This window comes from Bacteroides sp. ET489 (genome assembly GCF_030518095.1).
In the GTDB taxonomy this organism is placed as follows: domain Bacteria; phylum Bacteroidota; class Bacteroidia; order Bacteroidales; family Bacteroidaceae; genus Bacteroides; species Bacteroides ndongoniae.
The window spans coordinates 25,502-46,078 of the sequence record NZ_JAULLJ010000011.1; the positions used below are offsets into that span (position 1 = coordinate 25,502).

Genomic DNA, 20,577 nt, shown 5'->3' on the forward strand with positions numbered 1-20,577 from the left:
CAATAAATAATTCTGCTTTTTGTTAGGTGGAGATTACAAAAAACAGCCGTTTTAGCACTTTTTTGCCATTAATCAATTCTTTTTCCAGAAATCGGGAGTGAAGAGCAGCAAAACAGTGAACAATTCCAGACGTCCCAGCAACATCAGAAGAGAGAGCAGCCATTTGGCTGCATCGGGCAGTGCGTTCCACGAATAAGCGGGACCGGTATCTCCCAGGCCGGGGCCCATGTTGCCGATACTTGAGATGACACATCCTATTGATTCTTCGAATCCTACTCCCATAGCCATCATAAGCAATATACTGATAATGATAATGACCAGATAGAGGAAACTGAATGCCAATACGGTAGAAACAATGGAGGTGGACAATACCTGCTTGTTGATGCGTACCGGAAGCACTGCATTGGGATGGAGAATATGCTTGAATTCGTTTTTCGACACTTTGCTCAGAATGACCAGACGGATGCACTTCAGACCGCCGGTGGTACTGCCGGCGCAGGCTCCTATCACCATGACGATTGTCAGCAACCCCCAGGTGACCGATGGCCATAGCATATAGTCGTCAGTAGCAAAACCTGTTGACGTATGAAGACTGGTGACCTGGAACAGCGATTTGCGGAAAGCTTCTTCCGCATCCATCGGGCTGGTATAGTAAAGGATGGCTGCTATTATTCCGGTGAACAGTATTACTGACCAGAAATACCATTTCAGCTCTACATCATGAAACGCTTTCTTGAATTTCCGGTTGACAAGAAGTAGCAGCAGTGTAAAGTTGATACCGGAAATGAACATAAAGGTGGATATGACGTATTCTATATAGGGCGAATGATAATAGGCTATGCTTGCCTGTTTGGTTGAAAATCCGCCTGTTCCCGTAGTGGCAAAAGCGTGGCAGATGCTGTCGAACCAGCTCATCCCCCCCAGCATAAGCAGTCCGACGAGTGTTGCCGTAATCCCGGTGTATACCGACCATATCCATTTGGCTGTGATGCCGATGCGGGGGTGTACTTTGTCGTGCGTAGGTCCGCTGGCTTCGGCGGCGAATACCTGCAGACCGCTGACACCGAAAATGGGGAGGACGGCAATGGTGAACATGATAATTCCCAATCCTCCAATCCATTGGGTCATACTCCGCCAGAAGAGCAGTCCGTGCGGTAGAGACTCTATGTTGTCCAATATCGTCGCTCCCGTACTGGTAAAGCCCGACATGGTTTCGAAAAAGGCATTGGTGATGTCGGGAATGTAGCCGCTGATGTAGAAGGGCAGCATTCCGAAGAAAGAAAACGCTATCCAGGCAAGGCTGACCAGCACATAGCCGTCGCGGCGTGTCAGCACACCGTCGCTTCCTTTACCTAAAAGGACCAGCAGGATACCTACACCCGCTGCGATTCCGGCCGATTTCCAGAAATCGGTCAATGCTTCGTCCTGATAATATAAAGATATGCCGGAACATGCCAGCAGCATGGCGGTCTCCAGTAGCAGGAGGATGCCGATAATTCGCGTAATCGTTTTAAAATTGACCATTAACTAAAGTATTTCTCAATCTTTTTGATCATCATGCTTAAACAGAATACCACTACATGGTCGCCCGGCTGTATGAGTGTGTTACCGGTCACCACGACACCTTCTCCTTGCCTGATCAGTCCTCCGATTGTGGTTCCTTTGGGCAATCCCAGGTCCTTTACCGGATGTTTGGTGATTTTTGAGTCAGCTTTTACCGTAAATTCAGCCACATCGGCGTTGGCCAGTGTCAGGCATTTCACGTTGCTTACGTCGGCATCGAGCATCATTTGGTAAATATGGCTGGCGGCGATCATTTTTTTGTTGATTACAGTCCCGATGTCCAGGCTTTCGGCCATACCGATGTAGTCGATGTTTTCGACTTCGGCCACGGTTTTGCTCACTCCCATACGTTTGGCAGCGAGGCAGGCCAGAATGTTGGTTTCGGAACTTCCGGTCAGGGCGACGAAAGCTTCGGTGTTCTTCAGTCCTTCCTCGATGAGCAGGTCCATGTCGCGTCCGTCTCCGTTGATAATCATGGTCTTGTCATCCAGTAGTTCTGTCAGCCGGTTGCATCGTGCCAGGTCGTTGTCGATGATTTTCACCTGCATGTAGTCGGGTACGTATTGGGCTGTGCGCACGGCAATCCGGCTTCCGCCCATAATCATGACGTTGCGCACGTCGGCATAGTCTTCTTTTCCGGCTATCTTTCGGATGTAGGGTATGTATTTTCGGGTTGTCGTAAAGTATACAATGTCATGCAGCTTGATGCTGTCGTCTCCCCGTGGAATCAGCGTTTCACTTCCCCGTTTGATGGCTACCACGTGGTAGGGAAGTTCCGGTCCGCCCAACTGGTAGAGCGGAATGTCCAGTATTTCGGCTTTTTCGCGCATTTTGGTACCTATCAGTATCAGGGCACCTCCGCAAAACTCCCACCATTGGCGTACCCAGCTCATACGGACAGAGGAGACAATCTCTTTGGCAGCCAGCATCTCAGGATAAATCAGCGAGTCTACCCCCAGCTTCTGGAAAAACTCTTTGTGCTTGGGCAGCAGGTATTCGTAGTTGTCGATACGTGCTACCGTCTTTTTGGCACCCAGATTGTTGGCCAGCATACAGGCTGTCATGTTGCGGCTTTCGTCGGGGGTAACGGCTATGAACAGGTCGGCCGCACCCGCACCTACTTCTTTCAGTCCACGGATGGAGGTAGGTGATGCTGTGACTGTCATCAAATCGAAGTTGGAGCTGAGTGTGCTCAACTTCTCTTCGTTGTCGTCCAGCAGAATGATGTCCTGCTTTTCGCGCGACAACAATTTGGCTAAATGTGTGCCTACTGCACCGGCACCGGCAATAACTATTTTCACTTTATTAATTGACTATATATTCCTTCTTCATCCATTCCGCACAGGTGGTATAGTTCCTGTACGCTTCCATGTTCTATAAACTGGTCGGGCACTCCGATACGTCTGACGTTTGGCGTATAGTTGTGGTCGGCCATAAACTCCAGCACGGCACTTCCCATTCCTCCTTTTATCACTCCGTCTTCCACTGTAACGATTCGCTTGAATGTCTGCCCTATTTCGTGCAGCATTTCTTCGTCTATCGGTTTGACGAAGCGCAGGTCATAGTGGGCGATGGAGAGTCCTTTGTCTTTTTCGGCACGCCTGATGGCCTGTGCGGCAATGTTCCCTATCGGTCCCAGGCTGATGACGGCTATGTCGGTACCGTCTTTCAGCTTGCGTCCTTTGCCTACGGGGATTTCCTTCAGCGGACACCGCCAGTCTACCAGTACCCCGCGTCCGCGTGGATAGCGGATGACGAACGGCCCTTTGTCCGGCAGTTGTGCCGTATACATCAGGCAACGCAGTTCGTGCTCGTTCATGGGCGACGACAGGGTCAGGTTGGGGATGGGGCGGAAATAGGCCACGTCGAATATGCCGTGATGCGTGGGGCCGTCTTCACCTACCAGTCCGGCACGGTCAAGGCAGAGCACTACCGGCAGTTTCAGCAAGGCAATGTCGTGTATCACGTTGTCGTAGGCACGCTGCATGAAGCTCGAATAGATATTGCAGAATGGCTGCAATCCCTCTTTGGCCATTCCTCCGGAGAAGGTGGCTGCGTGTCCTTCGGCTATGCCTACGTCGAATGCCCGTTGCGGCATGGCCTGCATCAGCTTGATCATGGAGCAGCCTGTAGGCATAGCGGGGGTCACTCCCACAATACGGGGATTCTTTTGGGCCAGTTCGACCAGTGTCTCGCCGAAGACGTCCTGATAGAGCGGAGGCATATTGTGTGTATCTACTGTAAAGCGTTCTCCTGTTTCGGGATCGAACTTGCCGGGGGCATGCCAGATTCCCGGTGCCTTTTCGGCCGGTTCAAATCCTTTGCCTTTGACGGTATGCAAGTGCAGAATCTTGGGTCCCTGCATGTCTTTGATGTCCTTCAGCACACGTGCCAGATTCTTTACATCGTGCCCGTTTATGGGGCCGAAGTAACGGATGTTCATCCCTTCGAAGATGTTTTGCTGCTGGGCGGCTATCGACTTCAGGCTGTTGCCGAAGCGGATGAGGGCCTTGCGGCGTTCTTCGTTCAGAATCCCCATCTTGAACAGAAGGCGCGATGCCTTGAACCGCAGTTGGTTATAGCGGTTGGAAGTAGTCAGGTTGAACAGATATTGCTTCATGCCTCCCACGCTGCGGTCGATGGACATATCGTTGTCGTTCAGGATGATAAGCAGATTGTTGGGGGTGGATGAAGCATTGTTCAGCCCTTCGAAGGCCAGTCCGCCACTCATGCTTCCGTCGCCGATGACGGCTACTACATGTCGCTGCTGTTCGCCTTTGAGCGATGCCGACACTGCCATTCCCAAGGCTGCGGAAATCGAGTTCGAGGCATGTCCGCAGGCGAAAGTGTCGTATTCGCTTTCTTCGGGCGAGGGGAAAGGGCGTATACCTTTGAATTTACGGTTGGTGGAAAAGGCTTCGCGCCGTCCGGTCAGTATCTTGTGGCCGTAAGCCTGATGGCCCACATCCCAGACGATGCGGTCGTAGGGAGTGTTGTAGACGTAGTGCAGGGCGACAGTCAATTCCACAGTTCCGAGGCTGGCTGCGAAGTGCCCCGGATTGCGGGATACTTCTTTAATGATGTCTTGCCGCAATTCTTTGCAGACTTCCGGCAGTTGGTCTACGCTCAGACGTCGTAAATCGTTGGGGGTAGAAATCGAGTTCAGCAAGCTATATGTCGTTATTTCTGTTTTTTCCATCTTACGTCTGGTAATTACAAAATGCAAAAATAGCAAAAATAAAGTGGATGGGTGCATGTTTTCGGGGAAAACTGTGCTGAATTGTATAAAAGTGAGTAAAAATGGGGCTTTAAACGGAATTTGTGATGGGATGAAAAAGACTATTGGTCTTATTCTCTGGTGACTCCTGTGTTTTGCATTTTTAATCAGAAAAAGCATTTTTCTACTATGTCCTTGCTTACTATGCTTGTTAGATGGGAATAATGTATGCAGGAGCTTGTCGGCAAGTATCCGGAAGACAGCCCCAGTCCTTGTCTTTTGCCGGTATTGAAATATCTTTTAAGGATACGCACAAGCATTACAGGAAGAATAAACCGGAACTTGAAAGAGATAGCCAAACTGGCCGATATATCCGTTCTTCTAAGCATGTGCTGTGTCCGTCATTCATGGGCAAGTACGGCCAAAGGCAAGAACATTCCGATTTCGGTAATAAGTGAAGGAATGGGACATGATTTCGAAACGATCACGCAAATTTATCAGGCTTCGTTGGACAATGTGGCAGTAGGTAAGGGTAACTATCAGATATTGAAGGATTTGTTGGGCTTTTAAAACATAATCATCTTAATATTATATGAATTTGATGTACAATCGAATAAAAAACGTAACTTTGTGAATATATCAAAGTGACTATGGCTAAAAATACAGATAAACAGACAATTGATAAATTGGCAGATGATTTTCGCGGCTATGCGGCATTGCTTCGCAAAATCAAGCAACGGGTACTGATAGCTCAACAACGGGCGATTTATGCTGCTAATGAAGAAATGCTTAGGATGTATTGGGATATTGGTGGCAGGTTGCAACAAAGCCAGGATGCAGACGGTTGGGGCAAGAAAACTTTGCAACGGCTGGCAGCGGATTTGAAGAACGATTATTCCGAAATAAAAGGATTTACTGTACGCAATATGCAATATATGGTGCAGTTCTTCAACGAGTACAACCAAGAGCTTACGATGGTAAAAGGGGGTGTTTCTCCAATTGCGAAATCACTGATTTCGCAATTGGATGAATATAATTTCACCCTCCCTATCAAGCATCTGGATTGGACGCACAATCTTGTATTGATAAAGCAGGTTAAGGATATTCGTGCACGTTATTGGTATATGGTGCAGAGCATTACCAATCACTGGACGACACGCTATTTGCAAGAAGCCATCAAACTTGATGATTATGGCAAGCATGGAGCGTTGGCTAACAATTTCACTGAAACCCTGCCTGTTCCGGAAGCAAATGATGTGAAATCAATGCTCAAAGACCCATATATATTTGATATGCTGACTTTCACAGAGCAATACAATGAACGTGATGTGGAAATCGGTTTGGTGAAGCATGTGGAGAAATTCCTTGTAGAAATGGGGGCAGGCTTCGCTTTCATGGGACGGCAGTATCATATAGAGGTGTCAGGTGATGATTATTATATTGACATATTGATGTATAACGCCTTTCTGCACCGCTACTTAGTAATCGAATTGAAAGATACGGAGTTCATGCCTGAATATATCGGCAAACTGAATTTCTACTGCTCTGCCGTAGATGATATTCTTTGCCGAGAGGGAGACAACCGAACCATCGGACTGTTGCTTTGCAAGAGTAAAGACCGTATCAAAGCTGAATATGCCTTACGTGATATTCAGAAGCCTATCGGAATCTCTGATTATGAGTTAGGACAAGCCTTGCCAAAAGACTTCCGTGGCAGTTTGCCTACGATTGAGGAAATTGAGAAAGAGTTGGAATCTCATTAATTTAGTTAAGTCCTAATAGTTAGTTTGCTTTATTTGCTCTCAGCATTAGCTATTGATGCACGTACTCTGCTTAATGTTTCCAATGTCATCTGAAGATATGAAGCAATCATTGTCAAAGGTGCTCTTCTAGTTATTTCAGGAAAATGTTGCTGTAATCTAGCGTATCTGTCATTTGCTGATTCGAAACGTAAAATGTCAGCCTTTAATTGTGATAACATTAAGGAATTTTCAAAAAACTCCGATATAGATAAGCTATATCACCATTAGCATCAGAAAGTTCTTCCATTATATCACGCGGAATTTCCCATAAAACACTGTTTTCTACAGCATCCATCATAAGATGTGTTGGCTCTCGGTTAAAATAGCTGTCAATACACCAGACAACATCTTTTTCACATGCTAAATGTTCTATCACATCCTTATCATGCTTTAGGTAGTGCTGTCTAATAAATCCCTTTTCTATATAAAATAGGCAATTACAGATATCACCTTCATTTAGAATTATATCACCTTTTTGATATTTCTTAGGCTGAATAATATCTGCAAAAAGGCGAATATTCTCCAACTTAAGTTTGCGATTAGGGCATGTTTCAGCTATAATCTGTTTTGCAATGTCAAATTGAATACTCATAGGCTAAAGTTATTTATATCCAACATTTTGTTTCAATTTTGGGTTCAAGTCTATACTTTTTTGTGGAATAGGAAAAACTGTGGTATACCCATTTTTCTCATCAGCCAGTTGGACTCGCTGATCGTATGATTTGTGATAAACTCCAAAACGCACCATATCTTGTCGTCGCCAGCCTTCCCATACTAACTCCAACAAACGCTCTTTCAATATGTTCTCAAGCGTAGCTTCTCGATATGGCATACCAACACGACCTCGGACTTCGTTCAACTCCAACGAGCCATCCTCACCATTACGTACCTTTGCCTCGGACTTCATCAGGAGAGCATCGGCATAGCGGAATAGCACGATGTCGTTATCCGGTTGTCTACCGTCGGAATGTGAGGTCCTATCAATCTCATATTTTGCCATACGAGCACCAGCTGTCTTGACATAGGAGCTTCCCGTAAGATTCAACTTTAGCTCCAATGGGAAATACTCCAACTGCTGTCCATTGTCCATCATTACAGGCTTTCCATCAACCTCTACGATGCCGGCATAGAAGTTCTTTTCAAAGCGAGCATCTACATCATCTGTGCCGTATCCGTTGGCTAAGACTGTTGAGATATTGGCACTGGTACCATTTTCCGATGAGCCACCCAACGCACCGCCATGGTTGTAGTGTCGTGATCGGAAGAGATACCAGAACTGCGCAGCATAGAGGTTCTTATCCAACGGAATGGTGAATATGTTTTCGTTGGAGTTCTCGTTATGCACAGAGAAATTATAGCTATAATCGTCCTCCAACCGATAACCTACCTCGGCAAGTTTATTGCAATATTTGATACAGGTCTGCCAAGCGTTGAGTTTCTCACCATCGACGGTGAAAAATATCTCTTTACCGTTCCGTGGAACGCCATCAGTCCAATTATCATCACAATATATCTCGGCATTAAGAGCCAACTTAGCCAAAAGGAAATTAGCTACAGGTGTTGTTATACGACCATAGTAGTTACCCATCTTATTACTACGCTCATTTGGCAACAACTCGGCAACCTCCTGCAACTCATTCACGATAAAACGGAAAACCTCGCTACGCTCGCTCTGCACAACTTCATCCTGCGGTTGTTCATAGGATGTTACGATGGGCACTCTGCCATACATATCCATAATGTAGTAGTAGAAAAGTGCTCTCAGAGCTCGCACCTCAGCTTCGTAGGCCACTCTCTGCTCCTCAGATAGGTTATGGCTATACTTATCGATGATATGCAGAGATTTGTTCGATAACACAACAACCTTGTAGAGGTATTTCCAAGTATTGTAGAGTGGTAAATCATTAGGACTCCACTTATGCTGATACATATTCGCCCACAAACCTCCATCGTACCAGTCGCCACCACGAATAGGTATCATGGCTTCGTCTGTAGTAAGTGTGTTATAGTCATAAATCCCACGACAGGTCCCCTGTAAACCCTCACTGTCTGCACTGCCACCAATGTAATTGTAGAGCACAGCCACTGCATTAATATATATGTTGTTGGCATTGTTGTAAATGTCTTCTTCATAAAGTTGATCTCTAGGGTCTTCAGTAAGACAAGAGGTCATCATCGTTGCCAAAGCAACCATCAATATGTTTATATATCTTTTCATAACTGTAAGCGGTTATAATTGAATACTAAGACCTAACGAATAGGTACGATATAAAGGATAGGTGCGTTTGTCGTCAATGCCCAAAGTGTTGCTTACTACATAACTGTTTATCATTGGAGTAAGACCGCTATAGCCTGTGATTGTTGCAAGGTTGCTAATGCCTGCCGAAAGACGCAATGACTTCACAGCCTTGGATTTCATTGGAATATTGTAGCCTATGGTAATATGTTCAATATTTACATAGTCACCTTTTTCCAACCAATAGTCTGAAACATTCTGATCAATAATATTTTTTTCAGGAGCACCCTTCAATACATTGTAGGCAGGGAATATAGACATATTGGTATAAGCCAAGCCCGTGCCATTGAATATCTTATGACCGAAAGCACCATTTATCTGCATGGCAATATCAAAGGACTTGTAACGGAAACTGATGTTTGATCCAATAGTTACCTTGGGGGTTGCCTGACCTGCTATATACCTGTCTCCGCCATCGCTAAAATCAATCTCGCCATCATCATTCAAATCTTCAATATCGTAACTGTAGCCACCAAGTTCATTTTCTTTAAGCCCTTTGCAGTGAGGTAGATAGAATACCCCCAATGGCTGACCTACAATCTGATATACTACATTATTGTCTCCACCGTTCTGACCTGCACCATAAAGCGAGCCAATCGGAGTAATATCTGAAGCTGTCATATGCATACCATTATACTCTCCACTAAGCGAAAGTAACTTATTCTTCTGGTAGGACATATTGAAGTTGATATTCATCTCCATATCCTTTCGTTGAATGGGAACTACCGAGATTCCTAGTTCGACACCCTGGTTAGACATCGAGCCGATATTTGCCATCAGTTTATCGAACGCAAAGGTCGGAACGGGAACATCATACTCATAGAGCATATCCGTTGTCTTTGAGTAATATAATTCCGAGGTAAGCATCAACCGATTATCCCATATACCTAAGTCAAAACCGATATTAAATGTTGAACGAGTCTCCCACTTAAGGTCCGGATTCGTGTTGCGTATACTTCCCATTGTTACGGTAGGTGCACCGTTGATGGATACGATACCATTCTCCTTTACGGTATTAAGTGTTGTATAGGATGTTATACCTCCAAGATTTCCTGACCGACCATATCCGGTTCTTAGTTTCAATATTGTTATAAAGTCAGTATCAGAGAGGAAGCCTTCTTTTTTTACATCCCAACCCAGTGATACTGATGGGAAGAATCCGAAAGTATTGTTATCGCTTACCATTGAAGAGCCATCTCCACGGAGTGCTGCCGCAATAGAATATCTATCCTTGTAACTATATGTGACACTACCCATTATTGAAGCAAGTGACGGGTCTTCATAGCTACTGCTCGTACCACCGAAAGGACGCGATGATGTTGCTCCGATGTTATTATAGGAGAAATCATTTGTTGTTATTCCTTTTGCCTGCACCCATAAACCAGTCCTTACCTGTTTAAGATATTCTGCGCCAACAACAGCATCAAGGTGTGAGTCTCCCCAAGCATTGTTATATGAGAGGGACACATTTGTAAAGTAGTCTTCACCCTTGAACTCTCCACGATAAACATTGCCTTGCGCCCACACCCATGTAGGACAAAATTGAGCATTTCCCGTAGATGAATATGAATAAGAGCCGAAAGCCGACAATATCAAATTGTCAAGGATATTAAATTTCAGCCCCAAATGTGTATTGAAATTCCGTTCTTCGGAGTCATTTTTCTCATAGAGGAGTGCTCCGGGGTGGTTGATGTGTGATGCAGCCGAGTTCTTCACCCAGTTGCCATTAACATCAGTTCCTGCTGGATATGTAGGATTCTGTGCAGCTGCCGAGTAAAACAGCATTCGTGTATCGAAAATGTCGTGTATCTTTGACGAGTAGCCATATACACCAAAATCGCCAACTAAGCGACCATCGAAAGCCTTTTGTGTAGCATCAAGTTTTACCACTAAATTTCGGTAATCGTTAACTTTGACAATTGTATTATGATCCATAAAACCGAACGATGCTCGATAGTTTGAGTTTTCCGAACCACCGCTAAAAGCCAAGTGATGCTGATGTATCAAGCCCGTACGAGTAATTACATCGTGAAAATTGGTGTTGTAGCCACCATTATTGTAATCTAATCCAAGTGCCTCTGCTGTAGCTATATACTCCGGGCCGTTGAGCATTTGCAGATGTTTATACATTGACTCGAATCCGTAGTTGCCATCATATGATATTTCGAAACCTCGCCCCGTTCCTTTCTTGGTCTTAATCTCAATTACACCTGAAGCACCACGGGAACCGTACATTGCCGTTTCGGTAGCATTCTTCAAAATAGTGAAACTCTCGATGTCTGCGGGATATATGGTAGATAGCGTAGCGATGTCAGATGTCACTCCGTCAATAATTACTAACGGGTCATTGCCACCCATAATGGATGTGGTACCACGCACACGGATACTATTCAGCATAGCGAGCCTGTCAGTCCCATTAGTGGTGACGTTCACACCGGCAGACTGACCACTCAATACATCCAAAGCATTATTCAATGGTCCCTTCTTGATATTCTCGGGCCTGATATGCTCTAATGATTTAGTCGCCGAAATGGTATCTTGTTTCTCTCTGATATTCTGTACTTGTGCATCAATTTTTTGAGCACTACAGATGAAGAACATTATGACAAGACAAAGACCGACTCTTCCCATCTTGATTCGTTAAATCTCTGTAGATTCCCCAGACCAGACAGTTAATAAATCTTATACGCAATGTATTATAAAGAGGGGGATTGGGAATCTGTACTATTTCCCTGCCTGTCCGTCCTCTTAGCCATTATATATTTTTTTCTGTTATTTCATATCAGTGATGCTGATAATCCAGGCAAGAACAGAGTAAACATCTACCTCTTTTATACATAAATCCTTTCCAAGGACTTTATAAGCGCAACCATTAACTACATTACATTACAAAGGTAACAATAATTTGTCATTTGAAGAAATTTAGAAAAAAGAAAAAGTCATTATGCGTGATATTTTTTATTTAATTACGACATTTATCAAATACAAAAAATCATAGAAGGACAAAAATCTTTAAATGATTTGATTATAAACAAACTTTAAATAGTTAAATTGCAATAATACTATACCATGGTTGTTCTTTACCTTAATGTAATACTACTGTTATATATCTGGTCATTTATCTCCTTTTGTCGGATGCAAAGGTTGCCAAACCTCTTTTAGAAAACGAAAAGTTCAAGCGGTAAACCATTTGGAGCAGTTTCGTCCTCCGTTGGAGAGTAAACAGCTCCAAAACCTTTTCTTATTCATCGGCTTGGCTGAAAACTGCATCCGGCAACGGAGATAAACGACTGACGAAATAATAGCATAAAACAGCATAGCCCCCCCCCCTTAATAAGGCAATTTTATCAATGCTGTTTTCATTCTTTTCAGAGGACTATTATTTTCGACAGAGAGAAATTTGGCAAGCGGCAGATTTCACTCCCTCAAAAATAATAGATTTGAATTGCTGTCCTCTTGCCTTTATTGGAAATTGTAGTACCTTTGTAGTGGCTTGTGCGAACGAGCCAAGCAATGTGGAAAGATGGGAACATCGAACCATCAATAAAGTACCGAAAAGAGGGAAAATACCCTCTACCACCGCTCTTCGAGTGTTAAGAAATAATAAAAAGGTTAAATCTTCACCTTTTAGAATGTACCCCTAAAGGTTATGCCCATATTTCTGACTTATAACTCACAAAATATTGAGTAATAACTGGTTGCAAATACCATGAATGAAGTATATAGAGGGCACTTTGAAAACCATGAGTTCAACTATGCAAATGACATCAACTTTGCGATTGATATGATAGCGAATGAGGGGATAGCTGACCAAATCGATAAATATATGGGTTATAGAGAATATTATTCGAGTATAATCGGTTCAAAAGAACTTGCTGAAGAGTTTGTATCACTTTATAGTAAAGCTGAACAGGATATTACCACTCTTCAGACAATACTGTTGCAGTATGCGGATAAACAAATAGATAAGAATACATGTATTGATAAATTGCTTGAAATCTATAAATATAACGGCCACGCACATGGATTTTACATGTCCAACCAAATCATACTTGCCGGACTTAAGCAGGAAATGCTAAAATCATTCCACAATCCGTATGAATTTTACAGGTTGTATCTTTTGACTACCAATAAAAATAATGGCAACTTGTTAAGTAGGAAATTTTTGAACTATTTGAAAAAGACTACGGAACAATACTATCAGTAAGAGTCGTATATGAAAGCTGTTTTGATATTATTATTGCGATAGAATTTAAGGGGAAACCTGACGATGATGTACCGAAAGATTCTTCCTTTTCTTTTACTCTTCAGTTTACTATCTGTAGTAATGATACAGGAGCTTTTCATATTCAAGTGGATATAAAATATCTGATTATATAGGATCTATCAGTTATAAATGGGGATTGACTGATTGGAAAGGTCGTGCTGACGAAAGAGCCCAAGGTGATGTCGACCGCCATCCGCGAGATGCGCGAGGAGGTGGAGAAACTGGAGTGAGCGGTGCTTGCACGGCTCGCGAGCGACACTTGCACGGCTCGTGAGCCACGCTTGCAATACTCGTGGGAGTTGCAAGCAATACTCACGGACTTTGCTTACCCAACCCGTGGACTTTGCAAACAAAACCTGACAGGATTGCTTGTAAAACTCGGTGACATTGCTTGTTATACTCGGCGGGATTGCTTGTTACGTCGGCTAACTACCGATGTTACGCCGCTAAAGTAGGTAGTTAAGAATGAAAAGTGAATAATGAAAAATGAAAAACGGGTGAGGGATGGATACGCGGACGACGCGGAGAGGACGGACGAACACGGATGAAAAGGAGAAATGGGGAAATTGGGTTCACGCTTTCAACAGAAGAAAACCATGCTGGTAACCTGTTGATTATGGTGAAAGATAAAGCTTCACGTTGATTCAATTAAAAATGAATAATTAAAAATTAAAATCCGCGTTCATCCGCTCATTCCGTGTATTCCGCGTATCCATCTTTCACCACAAATAGTTCACCCACAGAATATTACGGTGAAACTTCACCCTGCAAACTGCTGAAAACTCTGTGTCCTTCCGTGGTGATTGAAAAAAAAGTTGATTTTTGTTGATTATTTCACCCTCATCCACTTGACAAAGGCCTTCCGATTTTGTATCTTTGGGGAACAGTTAATGAGTTGACAAGTTGACGAGTTAACAAGGGAACAAGGTGCCTCGGAGTCTGTAGCCGCGTCCCTCGTCCCTATTCACACTTAAACCCAAAAATCGCTATGAATCTGATTACGAACTTGAAAAGCTGGTTCCTTCCGTGGAACACCCCACACAAGGACAACACGACAAACGAGACAACTAACACGACCGGCACAACGACAGCAGCCTCTGCCGCTTCCACTTACGAACAACTGTTCGCCGACCTGCAACACGTCTGCACCCGCCTGCCCGGAGGCGAAGTATTTATAGTAATGGGCGGCGGCGAGTTCAGTGTCCGCATGACCTGGACACCCGATGACCGTGCCAAAGGTGAACAGAAACGCATGTTCAGCCTGAACGGCGGGAACGAAATCATTGAATGGGTGGATGCGCAACCCGAAGAAACTGCCGAAGCGCGTATTCTGACAATGGAACAACCGCCTGTCATTGAAAAGGATACAGTGAAAGATGCGCTAAAAAATACACCCAAAGAAGAGGTCGCTGCACCTGCTGAAGAATCTCCTGCCCAACCCGAAAAGCCCTCGCGTCAGCAACAGATGATGCAACGCCTGACGCGCTACCTGAAGCTGCACTACGCCTTCCGCTACAACCTGCTGACGGAACGCACGGAGTGCGCCCGCATAAATACCGACCTCACAAGCGATCCGCACCACCTTATTTATACCCCCGTGGACAGCCGCACGCTGAACGGCATCGCCCTTGACGCCATCGACAACGGCGTAGACTGCTGGGACCGTGACGTGAAACGTTACGTGGAGTCCGACCACGTGCAGGCTTATCACCCGTTCGACCTCTACTTCAAGCAACTCCCCGCATGGGACGGTACCGACCGGGTGACCGAACTGGCCAAACGGGTGTCCGACACCGAACTCTGGACACGTGCTTTCCACCGCTGGATGCTGGCCGTCACCGCCCAGTGGACAGGTCGTGGCGGAGAGGGACGCCGCGCCAACAGTGTGGCACCGCTACTGGTCAGCACCGCACAAGGTTTGGGCAAATCTACCTTCTGCCGCCTGCTACTCCCGCCCCAACTGCGCGACTACTTCACCGAAAGCTTCGACCTGACCAACGCTACGGCGGCGGAGAACAAATTAGCCTCGTATGGACTTATCAACCTGGACGAGTTCGACCGTCTGCCCGCCAGCCGGATGCCCCAGCTGAAGAACCTGATGCAAATGGAAGCCTTGCGTGTACGCCGTGCCTACCGCCGCACGGCAGAGCCGCTGCCCCGCATCGCCTCCTTCATCGGCACCAGCAACCGCCGAGACCTGCTGACCGACCTTTCGGGCAGCCGTCGCTTTATCTGTGTGGAGGTGGAACGCCCCATCGACTGCACCACGCCGATAGATTATGAACAGCTTTATGCCCAGCTGCTGCACGAGTTGGAGAATGGCGAACGTTGCTGGTTCAGCAAGGAAGAGGAAACCGAAATCCAACAGGCTAACCGTCCGTTCTACCGCGTTACGCCTGCCGAAGAGTTGGTCAGCTCCTGCTTCCGCTTCGCCGAGCCGGGCGAGCAGGGTGCAAGATTAATGTCGGCGGCGGATATCTATGCCACAGTGAAGAAGAAGAATCCTGCTGCTCTGAAGGACTGTTCGTGTACGTCGTTCGCCCGCCTGCTGGCGCAGTTGGGGCGCAGGGTGCATACGAAGTATGGGAATGGGTATTGGGTGGAGCCTCACCCCCGGCCCCTCTCCCAAGGAGAGGGGAGAGGGGAGCGGGAGTAAATCTGGCTGGGGAATATTTGCCTCTGCTCTCACCTTTCGCTATCTTTACATAATATAGGATTCGGTTCGGCATAGTTAAATTGAAAACTTTGGTTTTCCATTTGCCTCTGCTCTCACCTTTCACTATCTTTGCACCGTTTATGTTTTTTGTCAGATAGAACATGATGAATTTGTATACTCCGGTAGAGATACCGTCCGACTGGCCCCGGCTGACCCATCGGGACCACCTGATGCTGATGGGTTCGTGCTTTGCTTCGAACATTGGTGCAAGGCTGTTGCAGGCCAAGTTCGCTTGCGAAGTCAATCCGTATGGCGTACTTTACAATCCGCTTTCCATCTCGGCCGCTTTGCGTGAGATTGGTTCCGGCAAGCAATATACCGGAGACGATTTGTTTCGGGCAGGCGGTTGCTGGCACAGCCCCATGCACCATAGCGACTTTTCGGTTGCCGATCCGGACGAAGTATTGCACAATATCAATGCCCGGCTGTCTGTCGCCCGCCAGTGGCTGTCTTCGCTCGACGTACTACTGCTGACGTTCGGCACTTCGTGGGTGTACGAGGACGGGCAGACGGGGCGCATTGTAGGCAACTGTCACAAGCTGCCGGAAAGCTGTTTCCGCCGTCGCCGGCTGTCGGTGGAGGAGATTGTGGACGACTATGCGGACCTGTTGACAACTTTGTGGAAGCAGCGTCCCGGGCTGCGGGTGATTCTGACGGTCAGTCCCATCCGCCACGTGCGCGACGGCCTGCATGCCAACCAGCTCAGCAAGGCAACCTTGCTGCTGGCCATCGACGCTTTGCAACAGCAGTTTGCCGGACGCATCTTCTATTTCCCGGCCTACGAATTGCTGAACGACGAGTTGCGCGATTACCGTTTCTATGCCGACGATCTGGTCCATCCGTCCGACCTGGCGGTGGGCTACGTGTGGCAACGTTTTTCGGAAGCCTGCTTTGCAAAGGAAACGTTACAGATTATAGAAGAAAGTGAAAATATCGGCAAGATGCTGCAACATAAGCCTTTCCGTCCCGAGTCTGAAGAGTATAAGCGTTTTTTAGGACAAATTGTGTTAAAAATAGACCGACTTAACAGAAAATATCCGTACTTAGACTTCAAAAATGAAAGAGAGATATGTCATACACGATTGAAAATATAGCAGAGGTGACAGGTGCCAGACGCGTAGGAGACGTGCCTGCCACCATTGACTGGCTGTTGACAGACAGCCGTTCGCTGAGTTTTCCCGAAGAAACTTTGTTCTTTGCACTTACTACCAAACGGAACGACGGTACGCGTTACATTCCCGAACTGTATGCACGGGGCGTGCGCAATTTTGTGGTCAGCGAAGAGAAGTTTCAGCAACTCGAAAGCGAAAAACTGGCGGGATGTAATTTTCTGGTGGTTTCGAATACGCTGAAGGCGCTTCAGAAGCTGGCAGAAGTGCATCGCGACCGTTTCCAGATTCCGGTGATAGGCATCACGGGCAGTAACGGAAAGACGGTAGTCAAGGAGTGGCTGCACCAGTTGCTCAGTCCCGAGCGTGCCATTGTGCGTTCGCCGCGCAGTTATAATTCGCAGATCGGTGTACCTTTGTCGGTATGGCAGATGCACGAGGCTGCCGACCTGGCCATTTTCGAGGCCGGTATTTCCGAACCGGGCGAAATGCGTGCCTTGCAGAACATGATTAAGCCTACCATCGGCATTCTGACCAATATCGGAGGGGCGCATCAGGAGAATTTCTTCTCTTTGCAGGAAAAGTGCATGGAAAAGCTGACCCTGTTTAAGGACTGCGATGTAGTGATATACAATGGTGATGACGAGTTTATCTGCAACTGCGTGGCCAAGTCGATGCTGTCGGCCCGTGAGATAGCCTGGAGTTGCAAGGACATGGAGCGTCCGCTATACGTCAGCAAGATTGAGAAGAAAGACAACTGTACAGTGATTTCCTACCGTTACCTGGATATGGATAACAGCTTTACGTTGCCTTTCATCGACGATGCGTCGATCGAGAACTCGCTGAACTGTCTGGCTGCCTGTCTGTACCTGATGCTTCCGGCCGAACAGATTACCGAGCGTATGGCAAGGCTGGAGCCGGTGGCCATGCGTCTGGAGGTGAAAGAAGGTAAAAACGGTTGCCTGCTGATTAACGACAGTTACAACAGCGACTTGAGTTCGCTGGACATCGCCCTCGACTTTCTGGACCGCCGTTGCGCCGTCAGTGGTGGGGAAAAAGGAACACCGCTGAAGAAAACCCTTATCCTGTCGGACATACTGGAGACGGGACAGAATACGCCTACGCTGTACAGGCAGGTTGCCCAGTTGGTAAACCGGCGTGGCATTGAACGCATCATCGGGGTAGGAAACGACATTTCTTTGTCGGCCGACCGCTTTAACGTGGAAAAAGCTTTCTATCCCGATACGCAATCGCTGATAAAGGCTGTCGGCCAACGCGAACTCCGTCTGGAAAATGAAATCATACTGATAAAGGGAGCGCGGAAGTTTGGCTTCGACGCACTGACCGAAGTGCTGGAGAAGAAGGTGCACGAAACCATTCTGGAAGTCAACCTCGGAGCAATGGTGGCCAACTTGAATCATTACCGTAGTTTCCTGAAGCCTGAGACGAAAATGGTTTGCATGGTGAAAGCCTCGGCCTATGGTGCCGGGTCGTACGAAATAGCCAAGACCTTGCAGGAACACCACGTCGACTACCTGGCTGTAGCTGTGGCCGACGAAGGTTCCGACTTGCGCAAGGCGGGTATTACCTCGAACATCATGATCATGAATCCGGAAATGACCGCTTTCAAAACCATGTTCGACTATGCGCTTGAGCCCGAAGTCTACAGTTTTCACCTGCTGGATGCCCTGATAAAAGAGGCTGAGAAGGAAGGTATAGCCAACTTCCCCATCCACATCAAGCTGGATACCGGTATGCACCGTCTGGGATTTGCCCCTGCCGACATGCCCCGGCTGATTGAACGGCTGAAGGAGCAGAATGCGCTGATTGTCCGTTCGGTGTTCTCGCATCTGGTGGGCAGCGACGGTGCGCAGTTCGATTCGTTTACCCGTCATCAGATAGAAACGTTCGAGAAGGCTTCTGCCGAACTTCAGGCAGCTTTCCCGCACAAGATTCTTCGTCACATCTGTAACTCGGCGGGTATTGAGCGTTTTCCCGGTGCGCAGTTCGATATGGTACGCCTGGGCATAGGGTTGTATGGCATTGATCCGTTCGACAATTCCATTATTAATAATGTAAGCACGCTGAAGACGACCATCCTGCAAATCCGCGATGTACCGGCCGAAGATACGGTAGGGTATAGCCGCAAGGGACACCTGACCCGTGCTTCGCGCATTGCAGCCATCCCCATCGGCTATGCCGACGGCCTGAACCGCCATTTGGGCAACGGACACGCCTATTGCCTGGTCAACGGCCAGCGCGCTCCGTATGTGGGTAACATTTGTATGGACGTCTGCATGATCGACGTGACGGACATTGACTGCAAGGAAGGCGATACGGTGGAAATCTTCGGCGACCATCTGCCTATCACAGTGCTGTCCGATGCGCTCGACACTATTCCTTACGAAGTGCTGACCAGTGTGTCGACCCGGGTAAAGCGTGTGTACTATCAGGACTGAAGTAAGTAGACTTTTTGCTAAAAAGCAAGTTTTGGAAGGTGCCAAAGGAATTTTTGCTATTTTTGCAGCAGAATTAAATAAATAAGTGAATATATGACAAATTTATTGCTATTGGGCTTCTTGCCCAGCGGATCCGAGTGGTTAATCATTCTTCTGGTGATTCTGCTGTTGTTTGGCGGAAAGAAAATTCCCGAACTGATGCGCGGATTGGGCAAAGGCGTGAAGAGCTTTAAGGAAGGAGTCAACGAAGCGAAGGAAGAAATCAACAAGGCGAAAGAAGAAATAGACGAACCGGCGGACAAGGCAGAGAAGAAATGAGGGGAAAAGTTGTCCCTGATAGCGGTAGAATAGCGTATGGCGGATAAGGAGTTGACTTTCTGGGATCATCTGGACGAACTGCGTCGGGTGCTGTTTCGTGTGCTCGGTGTGTGGTTCGTGCTGGCCGTAGGTTATTTTATTGCGATGCCTTATCTGTTCGACAAGGTCATCCTGGCTCCCTGCCACAACGACTTTGTCTTCTACGACCTTCTGCGCTGGATCGGGCAGGAGCTGGACCTGCACGATGACTTCTTCACGCAGGAGTTCCACGTCAAACTGATCAATATCAATCTGGCGGCACCTTTCTTCATCCACATGTCTACGGCATTCTGGATGTCGGTAGTGACTGCCGCTCCCTATATGTTCTACGAGGTGTGGCGCTTTATTCGTCCTGCCCTCTATCCGAACGAGGTGAAAGGCGTGCGGAAGGCGTTGGGCATCGGGACGGTGATGTTCTTTGTGGGGGTGTTGCTGGGCTATTTCATGGTCTATCCGCTGACGCTGCGTTTCCTGTCTACCTATCAGCTGAGCAGTGCTATCGAGAATCAGATATCGCTGAATTCCTATATTGACAATTTCATGATGCTGGTACTGTGCATGGGTCTGGCTTTCGAACTGCCTTTAGTCACCTGGCTGCTTTCGCTGCTGGGAGTGGTTCACAAGGATTTCCTGCGCAAATACCGTCGTCATGCCATTGTACTGATTGTCATAGCGGCAGCCATCATTACGCCTACGGGCGATCCTTTCACGCTGACGGTGGTAGCCGTGCCGTTGTACCTGCTCTACGAGTTAAGCATCCTGATGATACGGGAGAAGAAAGAGTGACATAG

At 46.9% G+C, this 20,577-nt stretch carries 14 protein-coding genes and 1 pseudogene; 9 read left to right on the forward strand and 6 right to left on the reverse strand.

Going from position 1 to position 20,577, the window contains the following annotated elements:
• Positions 1-72: 72 nt before the first annotated feature.
• Genes Q3C19_RS08295 through dxs form a run of 3 tightly spaced genes read right to left on the reverse strand, consistent with a single transcriptional unit; the run spans position 73 to position 4,762 of the window.
• Positions 73-1,524: a TrkH family potassium uptake protein gene (locus Q3C19_RS08295; protein ID WP_302728529.1), complete on the reverse strand. Its 1,452-nt coding sequence runs from the start codon at positions 1,522-1,524 to the stop codon at positions 73-75.
• Entirely contained in the window at positions 1,524-2,864 is a 1,341-nt protein-coding gene (gene trkA, locus Q3C19_RS08300) for a Trk system potassium transporter TrkA (RefSeq protein WP_022164088.1), read from the reverse strand. The genes Q3C19_RS08295 and trkA overlap by 1 nt, the downstream gene beginning before the upstream one ends.
• Positions 2,861-4,762 (reverse strand): 1-deoxy-D-xylulose-5-phosphate synthase, encoded by a 1,902-nt coding sequence (gene dxs, locus Q3C19_RS08305; protein ID WP_302728533.1) that lies wholly within the window; start codon positions 4,760-4,762, stop codon positions 2,861-2,863. The genes trkA and dxs overlap by 4 nt, the downstream gene beginning before the upstream one ends.
• A 246-nt stretch (positions 4,763-5,008) precedes the next feature.
• Here dxs and Q3C19_RS08310 point away from each other — a divergent pair, with 246 nt between their 5' ends.
• Both Q3C19_RS08310 and Q3C19_RS08315 read left to right on the forward strand, forming a co-directional pair.
• Positions 5,009-5,350 carry a hypothetical protein gene (locus tag Q3C19_RS08310; RefSeq protein WP_302728535.1) on the forward strand — a complete coding sequence of 114 codons (342 nt, stop codon included), beginning with the start codon at positions 5,009-5,011 and terminating at the stop codon, positions 5,348-5,350.
• An 80-nt stretch (positions 5,351-5,430) separates the two neighbouring features.
• Entirely contained in the window at positions 5,431-6,543 is a 1,113-nt protein-coding gene (locus Q3C19_RS08315; RefSeq protein ID WP_302728537.1) for a YhcG family protein, read from the forward strand.
• A gap of 29 nt (positions 6,544-6,572) precedes the next feature.
• Here the strand turns inward: Q3C19_RS08315 and Q3C19_RS08320 are convergent.
• The 3 genes and pseudogenes from Q3C19_RS08320 to Q3C19_RS08330 form a co-directional block, all read right to left on the reverse strand.
• A pseudogene (locus Q3C19_RS08320) lies at positions 6,573-7,174 on the reverse strand (Crp/Fnr family transcriptional regulator).
• A 9-nt stretch (positions 7,175-7,183) separates the two neighbouring features.
• On the reverse strand, positions 7,184-8,800 hold the full coding sequence (locus tag Q3C19_RS08325; protein WP_302728541.1) for a RagB/SusD family nutrient uptake outer membrane protein: 1,617 nt from the start codon (positions 8,798-8,800) through the stop codon (positions 7,184-7,186).
• 12 nt (positions 8,801-8,812) lie between these two features.
• Positions 8,813-11,509, reverse strand: a complete 2,697-nt coding sequence (locus Q3C19_RS08330) for a SusC/RagA family TonB-linked outer membrane protein (RefSeq protein WP_302728543.1) — start codon at positions 11,507-11,509, stop codon at positions 8,813-8,815.
• Positions 11,510-12,587: 1,078 nt separating this feature from the next.
• On the opposite strand from Q3C19_RS08330, the gene Q3C19_RS08335 reads away from it, so the two are divergent.
• The 7 genes from Q3C19_RS08335 to tatC all read left to right on the forward strand — a co-directional run bounded on the left by Q3C19_RS08335 (position 12,588) and on the right by tatC (position 20,572).
• Entirely contained in the window at positions 12,588-13,085 is a 498-nt protein-coding gene (locus tag Q3C19_RS08335; protein ID WP_302728545.1) for a DUF5700 domain-containing putative Zn-dependent protease, read from the forward strand.
• Positions 13,086-13,281: 196 nt separating this feature from the next.
• Positions 13,282-13,419, forward strand: a complete 138-nt coding sequence (locus Q3C19_RS08340) for a hypothetical protein (RefSeq protein WP_302728547.1) — start codon at positions 13,282-13,284, stop codon at positions 13,417-13,419.
• 714 nt (positions 13,420-14,133) lie between these two features.
• Positions 14,134-15,801, forward strand: coding sequence for a VapE domain-containing protein (locus Q3C19_RS08345; protein ID WP_302728549.1), 1,668 nt, complete (start codon positions 14,134-14,136; stop codon positions 15,799-15,801).
• 164 nt (positions 15,802-15,965) lie between these two features.
• Positions 15,966-16,955: a GSCFA domain-containing protein gene (locus Q3C19_RS08350; protein WP_302728622.1), complete on the forward strand. Its 990-nt coding sequence runs from the start codon at positions 15,966-15,968 to the stop codon at positions 16,953-16,955.
• Positions 16,931-19,429 carry a bifunctional UDP-N-acetylmuramoyl-tripeptide:D-alanyl-D-alanine ligase/alanine racemase gene (locus Q3C19_RS08355; protein WP_302728551.1) on the forward strand — a complete coding sequence of 833 codons (2,499 nt, stop codon included), beginning with the start codon at positions 16,931-16,933 and terminating at the stop codon, positions 19,427-19,429. Before Q3C19_RS08350 ends, Q3C19_RS08355 begins: the two co-directional genes overlap by 25 nt.
• A 93-nt stretch (positions 19,430-19,522) precedes the next feature.
• Positions 19,523-19,747, forward strand: coding sequence for a twin-arginine translocase TatA/TatE family subunit (locus Q3C19_RS08360; RefSeq protein WP_022161838.1), 225 nt, complete (start codon positions 19,523-19,525; stop codon positions 19,745-19,747).
• A 36-nt stretch (positions 19,748-19,783) separates the two neighbouring features.
• On the forward strand, positions 19,784-20,572 hold the full coding sequence (gene tatC / locus Q3C19_RS08365; protein ID WP_277121323.1) for a twin-arginine translocase subunit TatC: 789 nt from the start codon (positions 19,784-19,786) through the stop codon (positions 20,570-20,572).
• Positions 20,573-20,577: the final 5 nt, after the last annotated feature.

Excerpts from the sequence above, each read along its gene's own strand:
- Q3C19_RS08295 (WP_302728529.1), bottom strand. The coding sequence starts at position 1,524 with ATGGTCAATTTTAAAACGATTACGCGAATTATCGGCATCCTCCTGCTA.
- dxs (WP_302728533.1), bottom strand. The coding sequence starts at position 4,762 with ATGGAAAAAACAGAAATAACGACATATAGCTTGCTGAACTCGATTTCT.
- Q3C19_RS08310 (WP_302728535.1), top strand. The coding sequence starts at position 5,009 with ATGCAGGAGCTTGTCGGCAAGTATCCGGAAGACAGCCCCAGTCCTTGT.
- Q3C19_RS08315 (WP_302728537.1), top strand. The coding sequence starts at position 5,431 with ATGGCTAAAAATACAGATAAACAGACAATTGATAAATTGGCAGATGAT.
- Q3C19_RS08325 (WP_302728541.1), bottom strand. The coding sequence starts at position 8,800 with ATGAAAAGATATATAAACATATTGATGGTTGCTTTGGCAACGATGATG.
- Q3C19_RS08330 (WP_302728543.1), bottom strand. The coding sequence starts at position 11,509 with ATGGGAAGAGTCGGTCTTTGTCTTGTCATAATGTTCTTCATCTGTAGT.
- Q3C19_RS08335 (WP_302728545.1), top strand. The coding sequence starts at position 12,588 with ATGAATGAAGTATATAGAGGGCACTTTGAAAACCATGAGTTCAACTAT.
- Q3C19_RS08345 (WP_302728549.1), top strand. The coding sequence starts at position 14,134 with ATGAATCTGATTACGAACTTGAAAAGCTGGTTCCTTCCGTGGAACACC.
- Q3C19_RS08350 (WP_302728622.1), top strand. The coding sequence starts at position 15,966 with ATGAATTTGTATACTCCGGTAGAGATACCGTCCGACTGGCCCCGGCTG.
- Q3C19_RS08355 (WP_302728551.1), top strand. The coding sequence starts at position 16,931 with ATGTCATACACGATTGAAAATATAGCAGAGGTGACAGGTGCCAGACGC.
- Q3C19_RS08360 (WP_022161838.1), top strand. The coding sequence starts at position 19,523 with ATGACAAATTTATTGCTATTGGGCTTCTTGCCCAGCGGATCCGAGTGG.
- tatC (WP_277121323.1), top strand. The coding sequence starts at position 19,784 with ATGGCGGATAAGGAGTTGACTTTCTGGGATCATCTGGACGAACTGCGT.